Consider the following 16,414-nt stretch of genomic DNA (forward strand, 5'->3'; position numbering starts at 1 on the left):
ATTAGTTTTTTAAGATTGGAATTCCGAAATAGAATTCAAGTATTTTGATTTTAAAAATATAGTCGTATTTGGTTCGGATAACTTCAGATTGCGCATTGGTCAACAACGTTTGTGCTTGGTTGAAATCAAAGGAATTCATCATCCCCACCGCATAACGTTCTTTGGCATAATTGAAAGCTTCTTGTCTAGATTCTAGAGCAACGATAGCTGATTCGTGAGTTTTTAAAGCCCCTTTCGCATCGGTAAACGCGGTATACACATTTCTCTGTAAGTCTAATTCTTGTTGGGCTAAAGCAATTTTAGATTTTTCAAGATTCACTTTGTTTCGATCTACATTATTCTTTACTGACCATCCGTTAAAAATAGGAACAGACAGTTGCATGCCAAAAGCTTGTCCTTTGTTATCACGAAATTGATCCCAAAAGGGAGGTGCTGATAAAGTTACTGTTTGTCCATCCACTTTAAAAACTTGATCTGCATATGAAATCCTTGTATTATAACTGTAAAAACCCTGTAAAGTAGGCTGATAGGCTCCTTTAGCGATAGCTACATCTTTTTCTGCAACTTCCAAATTTGTTTTCGCAATTTTTAATTCAGTCCTAGTTTCTTTAGCTTTATCATAAATAGAAAGTACGGGCTGACCCAAAATATTATTTTCATCTTTCAGTGAGGTATTATCAATTACATCAAAATCATAAAACTCTTTTAACTGTAATAATTGTGCTAAACTTAGTTTTGAAATGAGAAGTGCATTTTCTGCAGTAACCACATTTTGCTTATTTGTAGCAACATTAGCTTTAATATCTAATACATCGCCTCTTGGAATAGAGCCTGCTTTTACTAATTCTTCTGAACGCACTAACTGCTTTTCAATGATTGCTAATTGTTCATTTTGCACCTTTAAATTCTCTTTATTAAACAAGACTTGTAAAAAAGCATTCGCTACATTTAGAGCAATATCCTCTTGCATTTTAAGCAATTGATACTTTGAGGCCACGATTGCTAAATTAGCTTTTCGGAGATTGTTTTGATTTTGTAACCCTTTGTAAATATCTACCCCCACTGAAGCTCCTAAAGAGGAGAATTGCGTTGTTTGATTTCGCAATAAACCGGTGGTAATATCTTGGTTCAAACCAATATTCCAGGAATGAGATGCATTCGCATTTACTGAAGGCAAAAAGTTTCCGAAAGCGCCTCGCTTATTGATATCGGCTGTTTGAGTATCCAGCTCGGTGTTTTTGATAGAAATATTATTTTCTACGGCATATTTTACACACTCTTCTAAAGTCCAGCTTTTGGTTTGCGCGACTCCTGCATAGGAAGCAAACAAAAAGAACACTAAACTTAAATAATTATTTTTTTTCATAAATCGGGAATGAAAGTGCAACAAATATACTGCACAAATTTAACATTTTTTCAAAATTAGCAACTACTTTACTGGGCTTTATTAGGGCTTAGGTTCTTCGGTCAACAAGCCTTGATTCCATATTTTTATTTTATCAGAGGCCTTAATTCCACTTTTAATCTGCACATGAATACCATCGCTTACTCCTAGAACCAAATCTTTACGAACAAATTTTTGTGGTCCCGTTTGCACTTCAACATAAGGTTTTTGTGTTTTTTTATCAAATTGGATTAACGCTTCTTTGATAGCCAAAACTTTATCCGCTTTTTCTAAAATAATGGAGGCATTAGCACTTAAGCCCGCTCTAATAAACGTATTATCACGATTGGTCATTTTACCTTTGATCTCGAATTGAATCGCACCATTTTCGGTTTTCCCTTTTGGAGCAATGTAATTCAAAACCGCATCGAATTTTTTGTTTTCGATAGCACCAACCGTAATCTCAATTGGCAAATTTTCTTTGATTTTACCCACTTCGGATTCGTCTATTTTTCCAACAAAAATCATTCTTCCAACATCGGCAACACTTGCAATAGTCGTTCCTTCATTGAAATTGTTACTTTCAATGACTTGATTTCCTACTTTTACAGGAACATCAAGCACCATTCCGTTTACCGTAGAACGAATCAAAGTATTGGCATAATTTCCCATTCCAGAAGTCGTTCCCGTTTTCACGATATCGTTGCTTTTTCTAGCCGCTGCATAATTCTGCTTGGCTTGCTTGTACGCCACTTGCGCTGCATCAAAATCATTGGCAGAAATTACGCCTTTATCAAACAACGTTTTTTGTCTTTGGAATAATTTTTCTTGATTATCCAAATCAATTTTGGCCGTTTGCACTTGATTTTGAGTATTATTCAAAGTAGAAACATTTGCAACCACTTTAATTTTAGCGATCAAATCTCCTGCTTTAATCGTTTCTCCCGCCTTAATATATACTTCCTCAATAATTCCAGAAATATTTGGTTTAATTAAGACCTCTTCATCAGGCACAATATTCCCAGTAGCAATCGTCGTTTTTACAATCGTTTTTGTTTCGGTTTTATCCGTTTGAAACACCACGGGTGACTCCTGGTTTTTGGTATACAAATAATACAAAGCACCAAAAAACACTAGTGCGATCACAATTAAAATAGTTATGGTTACTCCTTTTTTCATTTTATAGTTCGTTAATCGTTTTACTAAATAAAATTATTCTGTTCGCAAAGCATCTACTGGCTTGACTTTTATGGCAATTTGCGCAGGAATAAATCCCGCTAACAATCCTGAACCTACTAATATAATTAAGGCAAAAAACACTACTGTAAGATCCACACTTGGATTAGCAAACATCATATCGTCACTTGGCATGGAATCTAAAATCATGTTTAAAACCCACAAAACGCCTGTTGCCATAGCTATTCCAAACATTCCAGCTATGATGGTTAAAAATATAGCTTCGGTCAAAATTTGTGTTCTGATGGCTGCTGGAGTTGCTCCTAAAGCGCGACGAATTCCTATTTCCTTGGTGCGTTCTTTTACTACAATCAACATAATATTTGAAATTCCAATTACTCCAGAAAGCAACACAAGCGTTCCCACAAAATAGGCTATAAATCGCAAAATCGCGAATAATCCTTGTACTTTACTGAATTCTGCATACAAATCAAAATTTCCAATGGCACGATCATCGGCTGGATTTATGGAATGCCTCCCTTTCATAAACTCAATAATTTTGGGTTTTAAATCTGTAATAGACGCACCATCATTAGCCGTAAGCGCCATCCAGCCCACGGTATCTCCGAAATTAAAAGCTTGCTGAAAGGTGGTAAAAGGAACAAAAATTTCCTTTTGGCCTTCTTCACCCCCTCCTCTGTTGTTTGATTTAGATTTATAAATTCCCACCACCAAGAAGTTGACTCCGTTAATTTTGATATAGGTACCAATTACTTCTTCAACTGGTGCATACATTTCTTTTATAACGCCAAGACCAATAACAGCCACTTTTCGTTTTAAATTGATATCTTGTTGGTTCAAAAAACGCCCTTTAACAATATCCATTGGCTGTTGTTTGATTAACTCAGGATAGTCTCCATAAATGGAATACGCACCCGTTTTAGTTCCTCGAACCACATTATTTGCTCCTTCAAATCCGCCTAATTGATTTCGTGGTGACACATATAACAAATCAGGAAAATTCTCTTTTAAGCCAGCAACATCTGCATTTTTAAAATTAAATTTTCTGTTGGCTGGCAATCCCTTGTAGGCTTTTGAAGCTGTTTGAGACCACATAAACATCGTGTTAGTGGCAATACCATCAAATCCTTTTTTCACACCATTCTCTAATCCATTACCAGCAGCTAGAAGAATAACCAAAATAAAAATCCCCCAAAAAACACCAAAAGCAGTTAATATCGTCCGAAAGGTATTGGCCGTTAACGCTTCTAAAATTTCATTCCATTTATCTCTATCAAACATAATTATTCGTCTCTAAGTGCTACAATTGGCTTGATTTTGGCGGCATGATACGCTGGGAAAAAACCAGCCAAAGCTCCAGCAACCACTAATAAAATTAAGGTCGTTAGGGCCACTCCAAAATCTACTTCCGGATTCAAAAAATAATCACTTTTCACATAAGGACCTACTAATTCTAGTAACAACAAACTAGAAAGTAGTCCTATAAAACCCGCAATAGTGGTAATAAAAATAGACTCGTGTAGAATCATCCCAACAATAGAAACAGGAGAAGCGCCAAGAGCTTTTCGGATACCAATTTCTTTGGTACGCTCTTTTACGATAATCAACATGATATTACTAACCCCAACCACTCCCGCAATGATAGTACAAATTCCAACCCACCAAAAAAACAAACGGATGTACAGATTTAAATCATAAAATTGTTTAGCATTTTCGATAGAATTATTAATTCCGATTGCGCTTTCATCATCAGGTGCAACGGTATTTTTACTTCGCAACATTTGCCCTAATTCTAATGTAAACTTGTTGGATTGCGCCAATGCTTCTTCATAAGTGGCCATTTTATTCAATGTGAATTGCATGTTACTTATTTTATCACCAACGCTAAAAGCTTTTTGAGTAGTGGTGATGGGCAAATAAATTCTTGATTCTTCGCGCTCTCCAGAAGGATCCGTAAAAACTCCAATAACCTTAAAATTGACATTGTTTATTACAATCTCTTCCCCAATAGAGTTTTTATCTTTAAACAGATCCAACTTAACTTTCTGACCAATTGCTGCCACCTTTTCGTTGTGCAACAAATCATTCTCGTTGATGAAACGTCCGCTAACAATTGTTGCATTTTCTAGAGCTAAATAATCTGGATAAATTCCTCGGAACTGATAATTTCCAGTTTCTTTTCCATAAACGATAACACCATTCCAATAAGAATAAACCGCAGATCTACGATCTAACTTATCTTCAAATTTGGTAACCGCTAAGTCGTAATCACTATTCCTAAACTGTATTTCTCTTCCAGGATTTAATCCCTTATATTCCTTGGTAGTGGTACCGGTCCAAACTTCTATTATTCCTTCCGCATCACGCTCGAATTGTTTGGCAATTCCGTTTTGCAATCCTTTACCTGCTCCAAGTAAAATCACCAAAATAAAGATTCCTGAAGCCACAGAAATACCCGTCAAGAAGGTTCTCAATTTGTTCTTAGCAATCGCCTCGAAAATTTCCTGCCAGCGCTCGGTATTAAACATAAGAAGAAGCTCTAACTTGTTCTACTACTTTATCATCTATAATTAAGCCGTCTTTAAGCACAACATTACGCTTGCACATGGCAGCAATATCCGGTTCATGAGTTACAATTAGAATGGTTTTTCCTTCGTCATTAATCCCTTGAATTAGCTCCATTACTTCATATGAAGTTTTAGTATCTAAAGCACCTGTAGGTTCATCGGCCAACAAAACTTTGGGATTCGAAGCTAAGGCTCTTGCAATTGCTACTCTTTGCTTCTGCCCGCCAGAAAGCTCGTTCGGCAAATGATGAGAGTGACTATCTAATCCAACTTTTTTCAGATAAGCCATAGCTATTTCGTTGCGTTCTTTTCTTTTAATTCCTTGATAATACAATGGCATGGCGACATTATCCAAAGCTGTTTTGTAATTGATTAAATTAAACGATTGAAACACAAATCCTAAAAATTGATTACGGTATTTAGAAGCGATGGTTTCGTTTAGTTTCTTAATGGGCACAGCATCTAGCGTGTAACTACCAGAATCAGCTTCATCCAATATCCCTAAAATATTAAGCAATGTTGATTTTCCTGAACCAGAAGATCCCATAATGGCTACCAATTCCCCTTCTTTAATATTGAAATTAATGCCTTTCAGCACGTGCAATTCCGAAGATCCCATTTTGTAGGATTTATGTAAATCTTTAATTTCAATCATCGTAGACAATTTTAGTACTTTGTTAATTCTAATCTGCACAAAACAAAAACTGCTTGTTGCAAAGTTTTAATGAATAAGACTCAAAAAAAAGGAAAATGTTACAAGTGATTTAGAATATTATTTGTTTTAGTACTTTTACCCAAAACAAACCTTAATTTGATGACGAAATTTATTTTTATCAGTTCCTTTTTACTACTTATTTTACTTTTGATAAGTTGTGCTACCGCCAATAAAATTGCCACTTTGAAACCCGATCCCGATGATGCCGTTCCTTTAGTTTACGAAAGCAGCCCTTCCTACATCAATCTTCCTGTGACTATCAAATTAAAAGATATTGAAAACAAAACCAATGCTTTGTTGAATGGCTTGATTTATGAGGACAATGCCATTGAGAGTGATGCTATTGAAATAAAAGTTTGGAAAGAAGCCCCCATCACCATCAACAATGCACACTTGGGGTCAGTAGAAAAGTTAACCACTGTACTACCCTTAAAAGTTTGGATTAAGTACCGCATTGGCACTAAAAAATTGGGCGTCGAACTTTATTCGTACAAAGAATTTAATTTAAATGGAGTCATTACATTGCAAAGCGAAGTAAATCTGACCAATTGGCGTCTGCACACCAAAACTGAATTGAAATCTTTGGATTGGAAAGAGAGTCCTTCTATGGTTTTGATGGGAAAAAATGTACCTATCACCTACATTATCAACCCCGCTATCAGTCTTTTTAGGTCAAAAATTGAAAAGAAAATTGATGAATCGATTGAAAAATCAATGGATTTCAAACCGAATGTACTCGAGGCTTTAGAAAAAATTTGCACCCCTTTTGAAATGAGTCAAACGTATTCAAGTTGGCTACGCATTACACCATTAGAAATTTACACCACAGTTGCAAAATTAAAAAGCGACACCTTTGTATTAGATATGGGGATGAAATGCAACATGGAGACCTTAATAGGAACAAAACCAAACACAAAATATGACAAAAACAAAATAATTCTAAAACCAGTAACACAAATTCCGCAACAAATCAATACCAATATAGCTGCTATTTCAACCTATCTGGAAGCTTCAAAAATAATGACTCAAAATTTTAAGGGTCAAGTATTTGGCAATGGGAATAAAAAAGTGAGCGTTCAAAATGTTGCTCTTTGGCACAAAAACGGGAAATTGGTTATTGCATTAGACGTTGTAGGGAGTGTAAATGGCATGATCTATCTGAGTGGAATCCCCCAATATAATGAAAAAAACAAGGAAATTTATTTTGAACATTTGGACTATGTTTTAGACACCAAAGACAAATTAATTCGCACTGCAAGTTGGTTAGCCCAAGGAATCATCTTGCGTAAAATTGATGCGAATTGTAGGTATTCCATCCAATCTAATTTAGAGGAAGGCAAGAAAAGCATGATGACTTACCTCAATAATTACACGCCGATGCCAGGCGTTTTTGTCAATGGAAAAATGGAAGACATTCAATTCCAAAAAATTCAATTAACCAACCAAGCCCTCATTGCATTCATTCATGTAAAAGGTTCGGTAAAAGTAAGCATCGACGGATTGAAATAAAATTAAAACACTCTCGATAACTATTGTTTTTTTCTTTTCATTCGATAAATATAGTACCCAATTCCAGCTACTAAGAGATAAGGAATCACCATCAAATATACAATACCATCATTCACCGCAGCTGCTTTGGTTGCATTTCCTTCACTGGTTAAAGCTGCTCTACACATGGCACATTGGGCATAGGATGAAATATCAATAAGAAAAAAACAAATTCCAATACATAGCAATTGCAATTTAGTACTTGTTTTTTCTCTTTTGAGAGTTTTGCTTTTAATTTGCATAATAAGGAGCTATCATTACATAAACCACTACTCCAGTAACAGCAACATACAGCCAAATAGGGAACGTGATTTTGGCGATTTTTTGATGTTTATCAAATCTTTGAGCCAAGGCACGTACATAAGTTATAAGCACTAATGGAATTACGGCAATTGATAAAAGAATATGCGATAGCAGAATAAAGAAATACACATAACGCAACACGCCTTGTCCACCATAACTAGTGGAATCAGTAGTCATGTGGTAAGCGATATACATCACCAAAAAGGATAAGGAACACCCAATAGCCGTTTTCATTAAATTTTCATGTAAACTTTTATTTCCTTTTTTGATTGCCATCACTGCTGCAACCAGCAATACGGCAGTGATTCCATTGATTGTTGCATAAATAGGAGGTAAAAATCGTAAGGGAGCCACTTCAACTCCAAAGTCTTTTAATTTAACTTTAAACAAGATAGCTACGGCCACAGGAATTATAATTGATAAGGCAATAATCCACTTATTGTATTTTTGTTCTACTGAATTTTGTTCCATTTTATTCATTTAAAAGTAATTTAATATCTTCTTGAATGTCTTTCACCCCTTTTTTATCCAATCCATCATAATACAAAATAGGGTTTCCAAATTCATCTTTTCTACAGCGAATATGCCCATTTTTATCGATCAAAGCGAACAATCCGGAATGTTCAAAACCACCATTGACTTTTTGATTTTCGGCAGCATATAAATTAAAACCTTTATTAGCTAGGTCAAAAATTGCAGCTTTTTCTCCGGTTAGTAAATTCCAGTTGGACGATTTGACCCCCAAAAGTTTTGCATGTTCATTTAAGACTTCTGGAGTATCTGTATCAGGATCGATAGAGACGGAAACGATTCCAAAGTTAGGATTCCCAAAAAATGTTTTTTCAATTTGAAGCATGCTCAAATTCATTTTGGGGCAAATGGTTGGACAAGTTGTAAAGAAAAACTCTAAAACATACACTTTCCCCTTGTAAAAATCATTGCTAATCTTTTTTTGATTTTGATTTATCAAATTGAAAGAAGGGGCTTTTCCAACATCGACTAAGTTTTCGGCAGTAATACCAGAAGTCGTGTTTTTATCTAGCCGCTCCGATTTCACAATAGTATTGCCTTGAATACGATCAATTATTTTAGGAATGGCATATATTCCAAAAAGTAAAATAATAAATGAAATTCCGATATATGATTTATTTTTAAACATATTACAATTGTTTTGAAGCGTTTTTATTCTTTTTTAAGGCCGCTTTATATTCGTATAAGAGGATTTTGAAATCATCTAACATTTCATTACTCAATTCAGCAGGGTGAAAAGTACTGTATCCTTCCAAATAATCGTCTTTATCTTTTCTACCTCTAAGATTGCGTTCTTTATCCAAAAGAAATACCTTATCCGTTCCCAAATACTGATCTAAAGGGTTTTTCAACTGAAGTTGATTATAAAAATTTTGGATTTCTTTAGGCGAAGCAAAAACAAAATGCCATTGCGTAACCTCGGTAAAGGCTTGAAGAGATTCAATGACAGCTTTTGCCTCGTTTTCAGTACCGATAGGGCAAAGCATTACAAATTGCAAATCTTTAAAACTATGATAGCGCTGATAAATTTTTTGGTTCAAATTGAATAAATTACCCCGATTAGCAATTAATTGTGTTCCGGAGAATCCCAAGACTGTAATTTTACCTTCTAGATGCACTACATCGCCTCGAAGAGATTTCCAATTGCCAAAATCGGCCACTTTAGGAGTAATTATGGGCAATTTTGTAAAACTATTTACCCCTGATGCAAAAAACAAGTAGGCCACTATAGGCAAAATAAACAAGACGAAAAGAACACTATTTTTTTTCATTGGAGTAGAAAATTGAGACTGTAAAAATAAAAAAAGCTCCGATAAATCGAAGCTCTTTTCTGAATTAATATTTAGTTAAAAATTCCATTTGATTGTAGAATTTTTAAAAACCCCGAATACATAATCACCTTCAGTTAATAGAATAAAAAGTAAATATAAAATCAAAAATATCAAAGGGACAACTACAGCGCTTTGCAAGGATTTTTTTTCTCCCTCCATGTGCATAAAAGCCCAAACAATATAATATGCTTTAAAAACTGTCAATATATAAAATATCCAATTTAGCAGGTTCATTCCCAGAAAATTAGTAAAATGCAAGAATTCTGGTTTTATGATTCCCAAAATAACTTCGACTGTAGTTACCGCAGACAATAATCCAAAAACAAACCAAATTCTTTTGGTGTTAGAAACGTGTTCGTGTGACATAATAATAAGTTTCTTTAAAATTAAACAAGATAAAATACGGTAAATACGAATACCCAAACCAAATCAACAAAGTGCCAATAAAGCCCTACTTTTTCAACCATTTCATAACTTTTACGTTTTTCATAGGTTCCTAAAAGTACATTAAAGAAAATAATGATGTTGATTACTACTCCAGAAAAAACGTGGAATCCGTGAAATCCAGTGATAAAAAAGAAAAAATCAGCAAATAATTTACTTCCGTATTCGTTATGTGTCAAGTTAGCTCCTTCAATTACCAGTTTTGCATCCGCCAATCTAGCTTCAGATTCGGCTCTTGAAAGCACTAATTTCTTTTTATCCTTTGTAATAGTTTCTGTTCTTACTAATAAATCAGGATGTGCTTTGAAACCAGCTTGTACTTCAGCTACAGAATAAGAAGGAAGCGCAGGCTCACTCATAAACCATCTTGCTTTGCTTCTGGTTAATTGCTCACGTTCTTCGTGCAATGGAGTGGCAAATTCAGCTAAGGCAACTCGTTTTCCGTCTTTGTCTACAAATTGAAGCAAACTTCCACCTGTAGTTTCTACTGCACCATATTCACCTTTGATAAAATTTTTCCACTCCCAAGCCTGAGAGCCCACAAAAATTAAACCACCAATAATGGTCAAAAACATATAAATTGCTACTTTATCTTTTTTCATTTGGTGTCCTGCATCAACAGCTAATACCATTGTAACAGAAGAAAAAATCAAGATAAAAGTCATTAAGGCTACATAATACATTGGAGCGGAAACTCCATGTAAAAAGGGAAAGTGAGTAAACACTTCGTCGGCTAAAGGCCAAGTTTCGATAAATTTAAATCTAGAAAATCCATAAGCTGCAAGAAAACCAGAGAAAGTCAAGGCATCTGATACGATAAAAAACCACATCATTAATTTACCATAACTCGCTCCCATTGGCTCATTTGCGCCACTCCAAGTCTTTTCGTCGTTGTTTGCAGTAGTAACTGTCGCTCCCATAAAATTAATTTGTTAAAAAGTTCCCAAATTTATATTTTTTTTCTTATTTAAAGAAATATAAAAACAAAAATAAATAAACCCACAATAAGTCCAGAAAATGCCAATACATTACACCCAATTCAATACCAAGAGATTGAGTTGCGCTGTACTTTTGTTTATAATGATTATAAATAATAATTAACAAGGAAATCAATCCACCTGCTAAGTGTAAAAGGTGCATAACCGTCACTATATATAGGAAAGTTGTAGTAATAGAACTAGCAGGACCCGTAAAGAAATAGCCCTGCGCTACAATTTGTCCAAAACCTACAAATTGTAATACTACAAAAGCCACTCCCAAAACAAGGGTTACTAACAACCACAAGGTAGTGTTTTTTTGCTGATCTTGCTGTATTGCTTTTTTGGCTAGATGAAACGTAACACTACTGGCAATAATCACAAAAGTGCTAATAAAAAAAGCCATAGGCAATTCGAAATTCTTCAACCAATCTACTCTTGATTTACTTACTACAAATGCACTTGTCAATCCTGCAAACATCATGGTCATACTTACCATTGCAAACAACAAGATCAACTTATAGGATCTCGCAGTTCTAGATTGATGCTCATCTTTTGTCATTATCATTTCCATAACTATCTTAAAAATTTATCTACTATATATATTAACTGTAACAAAGTGATGTAAGACACACTTACTAACATCAACGTTCTCGCGGCTTTCGAAGTTCTCAATTGATACAATTTTATAGCATAAAATAACATCCATAATCCCAACAAGAAAACCAAACCTGCTGCAATTGGTCTTAAAAACAACGAACCCGTATAACCAAACATCGGCAAAAGGGAGGCTATAATCAACCAAATGGTGTATAATATAACTTGCAAAGCTGTTCCATTGTCCTTCTTTCCAGTGGGTAGCATGAAAAAACCCGCTTTTTCATAGTCTTCATATAAAAACCAACCGATTGCCCAAAAATGAGGAAATTGCCAAAAAAACTGAATCAAAAACAAGGTACCTGCCTCTATCCCAAATTCTCCAGTAGCAGCAACCCATCCCAACATGAACGGAATTGCACCAGGAAAAGCTCCCACAAAAACAGACAAGGATGTCATTGTTTTCAAAGGTGTATAAAGGCTCGTATATAAAAAAATTGAAATTGCACCAAACATGGCTGACTTTGGATTGATAGTGTACAACAACACTAAACCTATAATTGTCAACACCGTTGCCACAACCAAAGCAACCTTAGGACTCATACGACCAGAAGCCACAGGGCGATCTTTCGTTCTATCCATCAAAGCATCCAAATCTTTCTCTATCACCTGATTGTAAGCATTGGAAGCACCCACCATGCAATAGCCTCCAACAGCAAGCTTAAACAACACCCATACCGTAAGCATTTCAAAGCTACCCATTCCCAACAAGAAACCTGCAATGGATGAAAAAACAACACTAATAGCCAAACCTGCTTTAGTAATAGCTTTAAAATCTAAAAAAATGGATTGCATCGAAATTGTGTTTGTCAAAGCGCTAAAAAATAATGTTAATTTTATAAAAATTTTTTGCAAAAGTAGGCTATCAAAAGGGAACTGGCAAAAAACAAATCATAAAAAAAAATCGTGAGAAATTACACTTCTAATAATCGAAATAGAAATTGAAAATATCCGAACGAACTCCCAAGGTAAACCAATTGGTACTTTGAGTAAAAGTAGTGAGTGTGTTTTGAGAAGGGTCAAAGTTTCTGTAGATATAACTGGCAAAAAATTTCAAATTAGTTGCTGGATTTACCAAATATCCTACTTGAATATCAGCTATAAATACTTTGGCCTTATTCCCTTGCCCTACTTTTACTCCTGTATCAAAAGGACGTTTATCATCGTAGTCTTTATAAATATTCCCACCATAATTGTAACTATCTTCTTTGGTATCAAAATCAAGTCCTCGGGTTCCTACAGTCAATTTGGCATCCGCAAAAAGCCTTCCTTTTTGATACCGAGCAATCGCTAATAATTCTTTAAAATTTCCTCCCCATTGGTGTCCCAAACTCTGATTATTATGTGCGTAATTCGTGATTGGATTACTATGCGAATACACATAAGGACGCACATGATTGTATTCTAATTGCAGTAACAAATTTTGTACTTTAAAGGCATTGTAATACTTCACGCCTACTTGATAACCGAATTTGTTTTTCCAACTATTATCGCCTCCTTTTACATCTCCCAATGAAAACTCATCTACTAATAATTGTCCGTAAACATTAATTGAAGCATCCCATTTGTATTTAAATGTCAATCCCAATAAAGCATTTCCGCTTCTAGAGGAAGACCCAAACTCTACCGCTCGGTAAAAAATAATAGGATTCACAAAACTCATATCAAAACCTCGGTTGTTGTCTTTTGTCCAGACTACCGATTCAAAAAAACCAAGATTCAATCGATTAGACACATTCCAGCTCAAGTAATGATTGGCCATAAATTTGGTAGCATACGTTCGATCTACAGTCACTTCTGGACGCACATCTTTGAGCCACATATAAGTATTAGTATATTTTATTTTCCAAAAATTAGTATTGATTTTAAAATAAGGATAGGGACTCGCCCCATCACTTTCAAGCAAAGATCGATAGCCATCACCAATAAAATTTCTTCCATAACCTAACTGCAGATCAATAAATTTATTGGGAGTAAAAGTAATATTGGCTTCTGCCAAAGGAAAATCATACCCATCGTCTTTAAATCTTTTGGCAATTCCAATTCCAGGAATTATCGCAGGATTTCCCCCCGAAGGCTTAATGGATTCTACATATTGATTGTAATAATCCGCAAAACGTCCTTGACTTTCAAAAACGGTGGTGGTAAAATTCAATTGTTTTCCTAATCCCCCTCTAAAATTGAGCGCACGAGTATTGACATATGTATAGGAATTATCCGTCTGAGAAGCTTTACCTAATTGCAAATCCACAATAGGATTTAAAGTAAACCAATAGTCCTCCCCTTGGATTGCAACCATATTTTCGTTCCAAAGTTTTCTAGCCCACCAGTCTGAAGCATTTTTTTTCAATTTTTCAGCTGCCGCGTTCATATCATAATATTTAGCCACTTCAGCATAAGTATAGGGCTTCGATGCCGTATGATTATTACTTCCCACTTGATTCATTTTAGCATCAAATTGTGCGTACAACTGATGAGAAAAAGGCACATTTAAATGACTAGTGTATTCTGGATTGCGGTATTTTTTATAAACAATACTGTCTAACTCGGTTAATTTTGGATTCTTAACATTCAAAATTTCCGCTTTAGCCAAGGCCTCTGCTTCAAATTGTTCTTTTGACATTAAAGGAAGCACTATGGTAATAACAAATTTTGAGTAGGTTGGCTTTCCGTTGTAGGTTGCAGGAGCAACATTAGGCAATAAAGCAAAGACTCTTTTTACTTCATTGGCATAGACCTCGGTTAAAGCATCTATATACAATACTTTAAATTTACCGTCAACAGAAACTTCAAAAAGAACTTTGATAGTTCCTTTGTAAGAATCATTAGTAGCCACTTTAAAATTAGAGTACACAAAATCTTGCACTTGATTATAAAAACATTGTTCTGAAGCTTTTGCTTGAAGCTCTTTACAGTTTGAAAAAACCGGAAATTGTTCTACATCACTAAAAGGCAAAACATTAGAATTTTGCGCGAATGAAAAATGGAAACCTAAAATTATTAAAATTAAAACACGAAAAGTTGTATACATATAATAAAATTGAACCTAATTAGTATCCAGAATTTGAAGTTGCTCCATCAACTATTGATTTTGCTCCTGAAGTTCCAATCCTTTGCACTCCAAGCTGAATCATCTCTTTGGCCTCTTCAAAATTTCTAACACCTCCGGCAGCTTTAACCGGCAATGGAAAGGCGTTTTCAAGCATTATTTTTACAGAAGATACTGTTGCACCGTTAGGCTTGTTATTCTCAGTGACATAGAATCCAGTGGAAGATTTTACAAAAACAGAAGCATAGTGTGATTCCTCAAAATTTTGAAGTACTATTTCTTTAATCAAAGTGGTAAGTTCTTTTATTTGAGTATCCGTCAACGCAGCCACTTCAATAATCCACTTTACAACCTTATGTTTTGACAATCCCAATTGTGTCCCTTGAAGCACCTCATCTTTCACTAATTCAACTTCACCTCTTTTGAAAGCCTCGTAATTGACCACAAAATCTAAATCATCTACACCATTCGCTATAGCTTGATGCGCTTCAATTAATTTATCAGCTATTGCTAATCTTCCTTCATGAAAACCAATAACCGTTCCAATTAATAAATTTGAATTAGCTTCAAGTATCATTTTCTTGGCTAAGGTTACGCGATCAGGACGAATCATAATTAACTTGAACTGTTCTTTAATTGCCTCTTCTATAAAAAATCTAGCTTTGACCAAATTTTCTTCTTCAGAAAGATTAGCTTGTTGATTCGTCTTTAAATAAGTAGAATCGAGGTAAGATCTTAGTTCCATTTTAAAGCGTTTAAATTGGTAGTTATTAGCGCAAAAATACGTCTTAATATTGACATAAATTAACCCTAAAACTATTTTCTAATTCTGACTGAAATCAGCGTTGAAAAATGATTTAGTACATAAAAAAATCCCATCGGAATGGGATTTACTATTTTGTATTCATTGCTTTGAAATAATAATTGAGAACAGAAATTGCTAACAACGCCCCTAAAGAATTTGCTAAAACATCTTTACCATCTCCACTTCGAGTTGTGGTGAGATAAAATTGAGAAAACTCAATCAGCACTCCAAAAATAAAAGACAACAAAAAGGAACACCATAAAATTTTTTGAAAATTTCTCGCTAACTCACTTTTATAAAAAGCCATTCCCCACAAAAAAGTGAAAGAAAAATGCAATATAAAATGAACAATTTTATCAATTCCAACAATGCTTACAGTTGGTATCTGAGAAGATCTTATCAAACAAAGAAAAACAACAAAAGCAGTCCAAAGAATTGCAAGAAATAAAAAAAAATATTTACGCACCAATTAATTCTTTGTAAGCTTCATCAGATAGCAACTCTTCTATTTCAGCAGCATTAGAGATTTTTACTTTAACCATCCATCCTGCGCCATAAGGATCAGAATTGACAGTTTCGGGAGTACTTTCTAAATCCTCATTAAAGGCAATAATCTCTCCAGAAAGTGGTAAAAACAAATCAGAAACGGTTTTAACGGCTTCAACAGTACCAAAAACTTCGTCTTTAGCTAACGTTTGATCTAGAGTTTCCACTTCTACATATACAATATCGCCTAACTCTTTTTGTGCAAAATGAGTAATTCCTACTGTAGCAATATCGCCTTCGATACTTACCCATTCGTGATCTTTGGTGTACTTTAAATTTGATGGTACGCTCATAATATAAAATTGTTGTGTGTTATTAAAATTGCAAGCAAATATAGCTATCTTATCGATATTTCTGCAT

The 16,414-nt window shown here is 34.7% G+C and carries 18 protein-coding genes; 1 reads left to right on the forward strand and 17 read right to left on the reverse strand.

The genetic code is table 11. From position 1 onward, the window contains the following. Position 1: 1 nt before the first annotated feature. The 5 genes from ACSVH7_RS10115 to ACSVH7_RS10135 all read right to left on the reverse strand — a co-directional run bounded on the left by ACSVH7_RS10115 (position 2) and on the right by ACSVH7_RS10135 (position 5,803). Entirely contained in the window at positions 2–1,366 is a 1,365-nt protein-coding gene (locus ACSVH7_RS10115) for a TolC family protein (RefSeq protein ID WP_438066572.1), read from the reverse strand. Positions 1,367–1,447: 81 nt separating this feature from the next. Continuing rightward, positions 1,448–2,563, reverse strand: coding sequence for an efflux RND transporter periplasmic adaptor subunit (locus tag ACSVH7_RS10120; protein WP_438066573.1), 1,116 nt, complete (start codon positions 2,561–2,563; stop codon positions 1,448–1,450). A gap of 33 nt (positions 2,564–2,596) precedes the next feature. Further along, positions 2,597–3,862, reverse strand: coding sequence for an ABC transporter permease (locus tag ACSVH7_RS10125; RefSeq protein ID WP_438066574.1), 1,266 nt, complete (start codon positions 3,860–3,862; stop codon positions 2,597–2,599). A 2-nt stretch (positions 3,863–3,864) separates the two neighbouring features. Next, positions 3,865–5,109 carry an ABC transporter permease gene (locus ACSVH7_RS10130; RefSeq protein ID WP_438066575.1) on the reverse strand — a complete coding sequence of 415 codons (1,245 nt, stop codon included), beginning with the start codon at positions 5,107–5,109 and terminating at the stop codon, positions 3,865–3,867. Next, positions 5,102–5,803, reverse strand: a complete 702-nt coding sequence (locus tag ACSVH7_RS10135) for an ABC transporter ATP-binding protein (RefSeq protein ID WP_438066576.1) — start codon at positions 5,801–5,803, stop codon at positions 5,102–5,104. Before ACSVH7_RS10135 ends, ACSVH7_RS10130 begins: the two co-directional genes overlap by 8 nt. 159 nt (positions 5,804–5,962) lie before the next feature. Between ACSVH7_RS10135 and ACSVH7_RS10140 the strand changes: the two genes are divergently transcribed. Beyond that, a complete protein-coding gene (locus ACSVH7_RS10140) occupies positions 5,963–7,372 on the forward strand; it encodes a DUF4403 family protein (RefSeq protein ID WP_438066577.1) in 1,410 nt (469 codons plus the stop codon). A gap of 20 nt (positions 7,373–7,392) precedes the next feature. Here ACSVH7_RS10140 and ACSVH7_RS10145 read toward each other — a convergent pair whose 3' ends face one another. From ACSVH7_RS10145 to gcvH, 12 genes are all read right to left on the reverse strand, one after another. Then, positions 7,393–7,653, reverse strand: a complete 261-nt coding sequence (locus tag ACSVH7_RS10145; protein WP_438066578.1) for a hypothetical protein — start codon at positions 7,651–7,653, stop codon at positions 7,393–7,395. Then, positions 7,643–8,185: a DUF420 domain-containing protein gene (locus ACSVH7_RS10150; protein WP_438066667.1), complete on the reverse strand. Its 543-nt coding sequence runs from the start codon at positions 8,183–8,185 to the stop codon at positions 7,643–7,645. The genes ACSVH7_RS10145 and ACSVH7_RS10150 overlap by 11 nt, the downstream gene beginning before the upstream one ends. Before the next feature lies 1 nt (position 8,186). Further along, positions 8,187–8,873: an SCO family protein gene (locus ACSVH7_RS10155; protein WP_438066579.1), complete on the reverse strand. Its 687-nt coding sequence runs from the start codon at positions 8,871–8,873 to the stop codon at positions 8,187–8,189. 1 nt (position 8,874) lies between these two features. Then, on the reverse strand, positions 8,875–9,516 hold the full coding sequence (locus ACSVH7_RS10160) for a hypothetical protein (protein WP_438066580.1): 642 nt from the start codon (positions 9,514–9,516) through the stop codon (positions 8,875–8,877). A gap of 75 nt (positions 9,517–9,591) precedes the next feature. After that, a complete protein-coding gene (locus tag ACSVH7_RS10165) occupies positions 9,592–9,942 on the reverse strand; it encodes a cytochrome C oxidase subunit IV family protein (RefSeq protein ID WP_438066581.1) in 351 nt (116 codons plus the stop codon). A 20-nt stretch (positions 9,943–9,962) separates the two neighbouring features. After that, positions 9,963–10,940 carry a cytochrome c oxidase subunit 3 gene (locus tag ACSVH7_RS10170; RefSeq protein ID WP_438066582.1) on the reverse strand — a complete coding sequence of 326 codons (978 nt, stop codon included), beginning with the start codon at positions 10,938–10,940 and terminating at the stop codon, positions 9,963–9,965. A 43-nt stretch (positions 10,941–10,983) separates the two neighbouring features. Beyond that, a complete protein-coding gene (locus ACSVH7_RS10175) occupies positions 10,984–11,571 on the reverse strand; it encodes a cytochrome c oxidase subunit 3 (protein WP_438066583.1) in 588 nt (195 codons plus the stop codon). A 2-nt stretch (positions 11,572–11,573) separates the two neighbouring features. Continuing rightward, positions 11,574–12,449, reverse strand: coding sequence for a heme o synthase (cyoE, locus tag ACSVH7_RS10180; protein WP_438066584.1), 876 nt, complete (start codon positions 12,447–12,449; stop codon positions 11,574–11,576). A 127-nt stretch (positions 12,450–12,576) separates the two neighbouring features. Then, positions 12,577–14,685, reverse strand: a complete 2,109-nt coding sequence (locus tag ACSVH7_RS10185; RefSeq protein ID WP_438066585.1) for a gliding motility protein RemB — start codon at positions 14,683–14,685, stop codon at positions 12,577–12,579. A gap of 19 nt (positions 14,686–14,704) precedes the next feature. After that, a complete protein-coding gene (gene deoC / locus ACSVH7_RS10190) occupies positions 14,705–15,448 on the reverse strand; it encodes a deoxyribose-phosphate aldolase (RefSeq protein ID WP_438066586.1) in 744 nt (247 codons plus the stop codon). Positions 15,449–15,596: 148 nt separating this feature from the next. Beyond that, positions 15,597–15,974 (reverse strand): VanZ family protein, encoded by a 378-nt coding sequence (locus tag ACSVH7_RS10195; protein ID WP_438066587.1) that lies wholly within the window; start codon positions 15,972–15,974, stop codon positions 15,597–15,599. Then, a complete protein-coding gene (gcvH, locus tag ACSVH7_RS10200; RefSeq protein WP_438066588.1) occupies positions 15,967–16,347 on the reverse strand; it encodes a glycine cleavage system protein GcvH in 381 nt (126 codons plus the stop codon). The genes ACSVH7_RS10195 and gcvH overlap by 8 nt, the downstream gene beginning before the upstream one ends. Positions 16,348–16,414 lie beyond the last annotated feature (67 nt).

The sequence above is a fragment of the Flavobacterium sp. TSSA_36 genome, from assembly GCF_051547165.1.
Classification (GTDB): Bacteria; Bacteroidota; Bacteroidia; order Flavobacteriales; family Flavobacteriaceae; genus Flavobacterium.

Excerpts from the sequence above, each read along its gene's own strand:
- ACSVH7_RS10115 (WP_438066572.1), bottom strand. The coding sequence starts at position 1,366 with ATGAAAAAAAATAATTATTTAAGTTTAGTGTTCTTTTTGTTTGCTTCC.
- ACSVH7_RS10120 (WP_438066573.1), bottom strand. The coding sequence starts at position 2,563 with ATGAAAAAAGGAGTAACCATAACTATTTTAATTGTGATCGCACTAGTG.
- ACSVH7_RS10125 (WP_438066574.1), bottom strand. The coding sequence starts at position 3,862 with ATGTTTGATAGAGATAAATGGAATGAAATTTTAGAAGCGTTAACGGCC.
- ACSVH7_RS10130 (WP_438066575.1), bottom strand. The coding sequence starts at position 5,109 with ATGTTTAATACCGAGCGCTGGCAGGAAATTTTCGAGGCGATTGCTAAG.
- ACSVH7_RS10135 (WP_438066576.1), bottom strand. The coding sequence starts at position 5,803 with ATGATTGAAATTAAAGATTTACATAAATCCTACAAAATGGGATCTTCG.
- ACSVH7_RS10140 (WP_438066577.1), top strand. The coding sequence starts at position 5,963 with ATGACGAAATTTATTTTTATCAGTTCCTTTTTACTACTTATTTTACTT.
- ACSVH7_RS10145 (WP_438066578.1), bottom strand. The coding sequence starts at position 7,653 with ATGCAAATTAAAAGCAAAACTCTCAAAAGAGAAAAAACAAGTACTAAA.
- ACSVH7_RS10150 (WP_438066667.1), bottom strand. The coding sequence starts at position 8,185 with ATGGAACAAAATTCAGTAGAACAAAAATACAATAAGTGGATTATTGCC.
- ACSVH7_RS10155 (WP_438066579.1), bottom strand. The coding sequence starts at position 8,873 with ATGTTTAAAAATAAATCATATATCGGAATTTCATTTATTATTTTACTT.
- ACSVH7_RS10160 (WP_438066580.1), bottom strand. The coding sequence starts at position 9,516 with ATGAAAAAAAATAGTGTTCTTTTCGTCTTGTTTATTTTGCCTATAGTG.
- ACSVH7_RS10165 (WP_438066581.1), bottom strand. The coding sequence starts at position 9,942 with ATGTCACACGAACACGTTTCTAACACCAAAAGAATTTGGTTTGTTTTT.
- ACSVH7_RS10170 (WP_438066582.1), bottom strand. The coding sequence starts at position 10,940 with ATGGGAGCGACAGTTACTACTGCAAACAACGACGAAAAGACTTGGAGT.
- ACSVH7_RS10175 (WP_438066583.1), bottom strand. The coding sequence starts at position 11,571 with ATGGAAATGATAATGACAAAAGATGAGCATCAATCTAGAACTGCGAGA.
- cyoE (WP_438066584.1), bottom strand. The coding sequence starts at position 12,449 with ATGCAATCCATTTTTTTAGATTTTAAAGCTATTACTAAAGCAGGTTTG.
- ACSVH7_RS10185 (WP_438066585.1), bottom strand. The coding sequence starts at position 14,685 with ATGTATACAACTTTTCGTGTTTTAATTTTAATAATTTTAGGTTTCCAT.
- deoC (WP_438066586.1), bottom strand. The coding sequence starts at position 15,448 with ATGGAACTAAGATCTTACCTCGATTCTACTTATTTAAAGACGAATCAA.
- gcvH (WP_438066588.1), bottom strand. The coding sequence starts at position 16,347 with ATGAGCGTACCATCAAATTTAAAGTACACCAAAGATCACGAATGGGTA.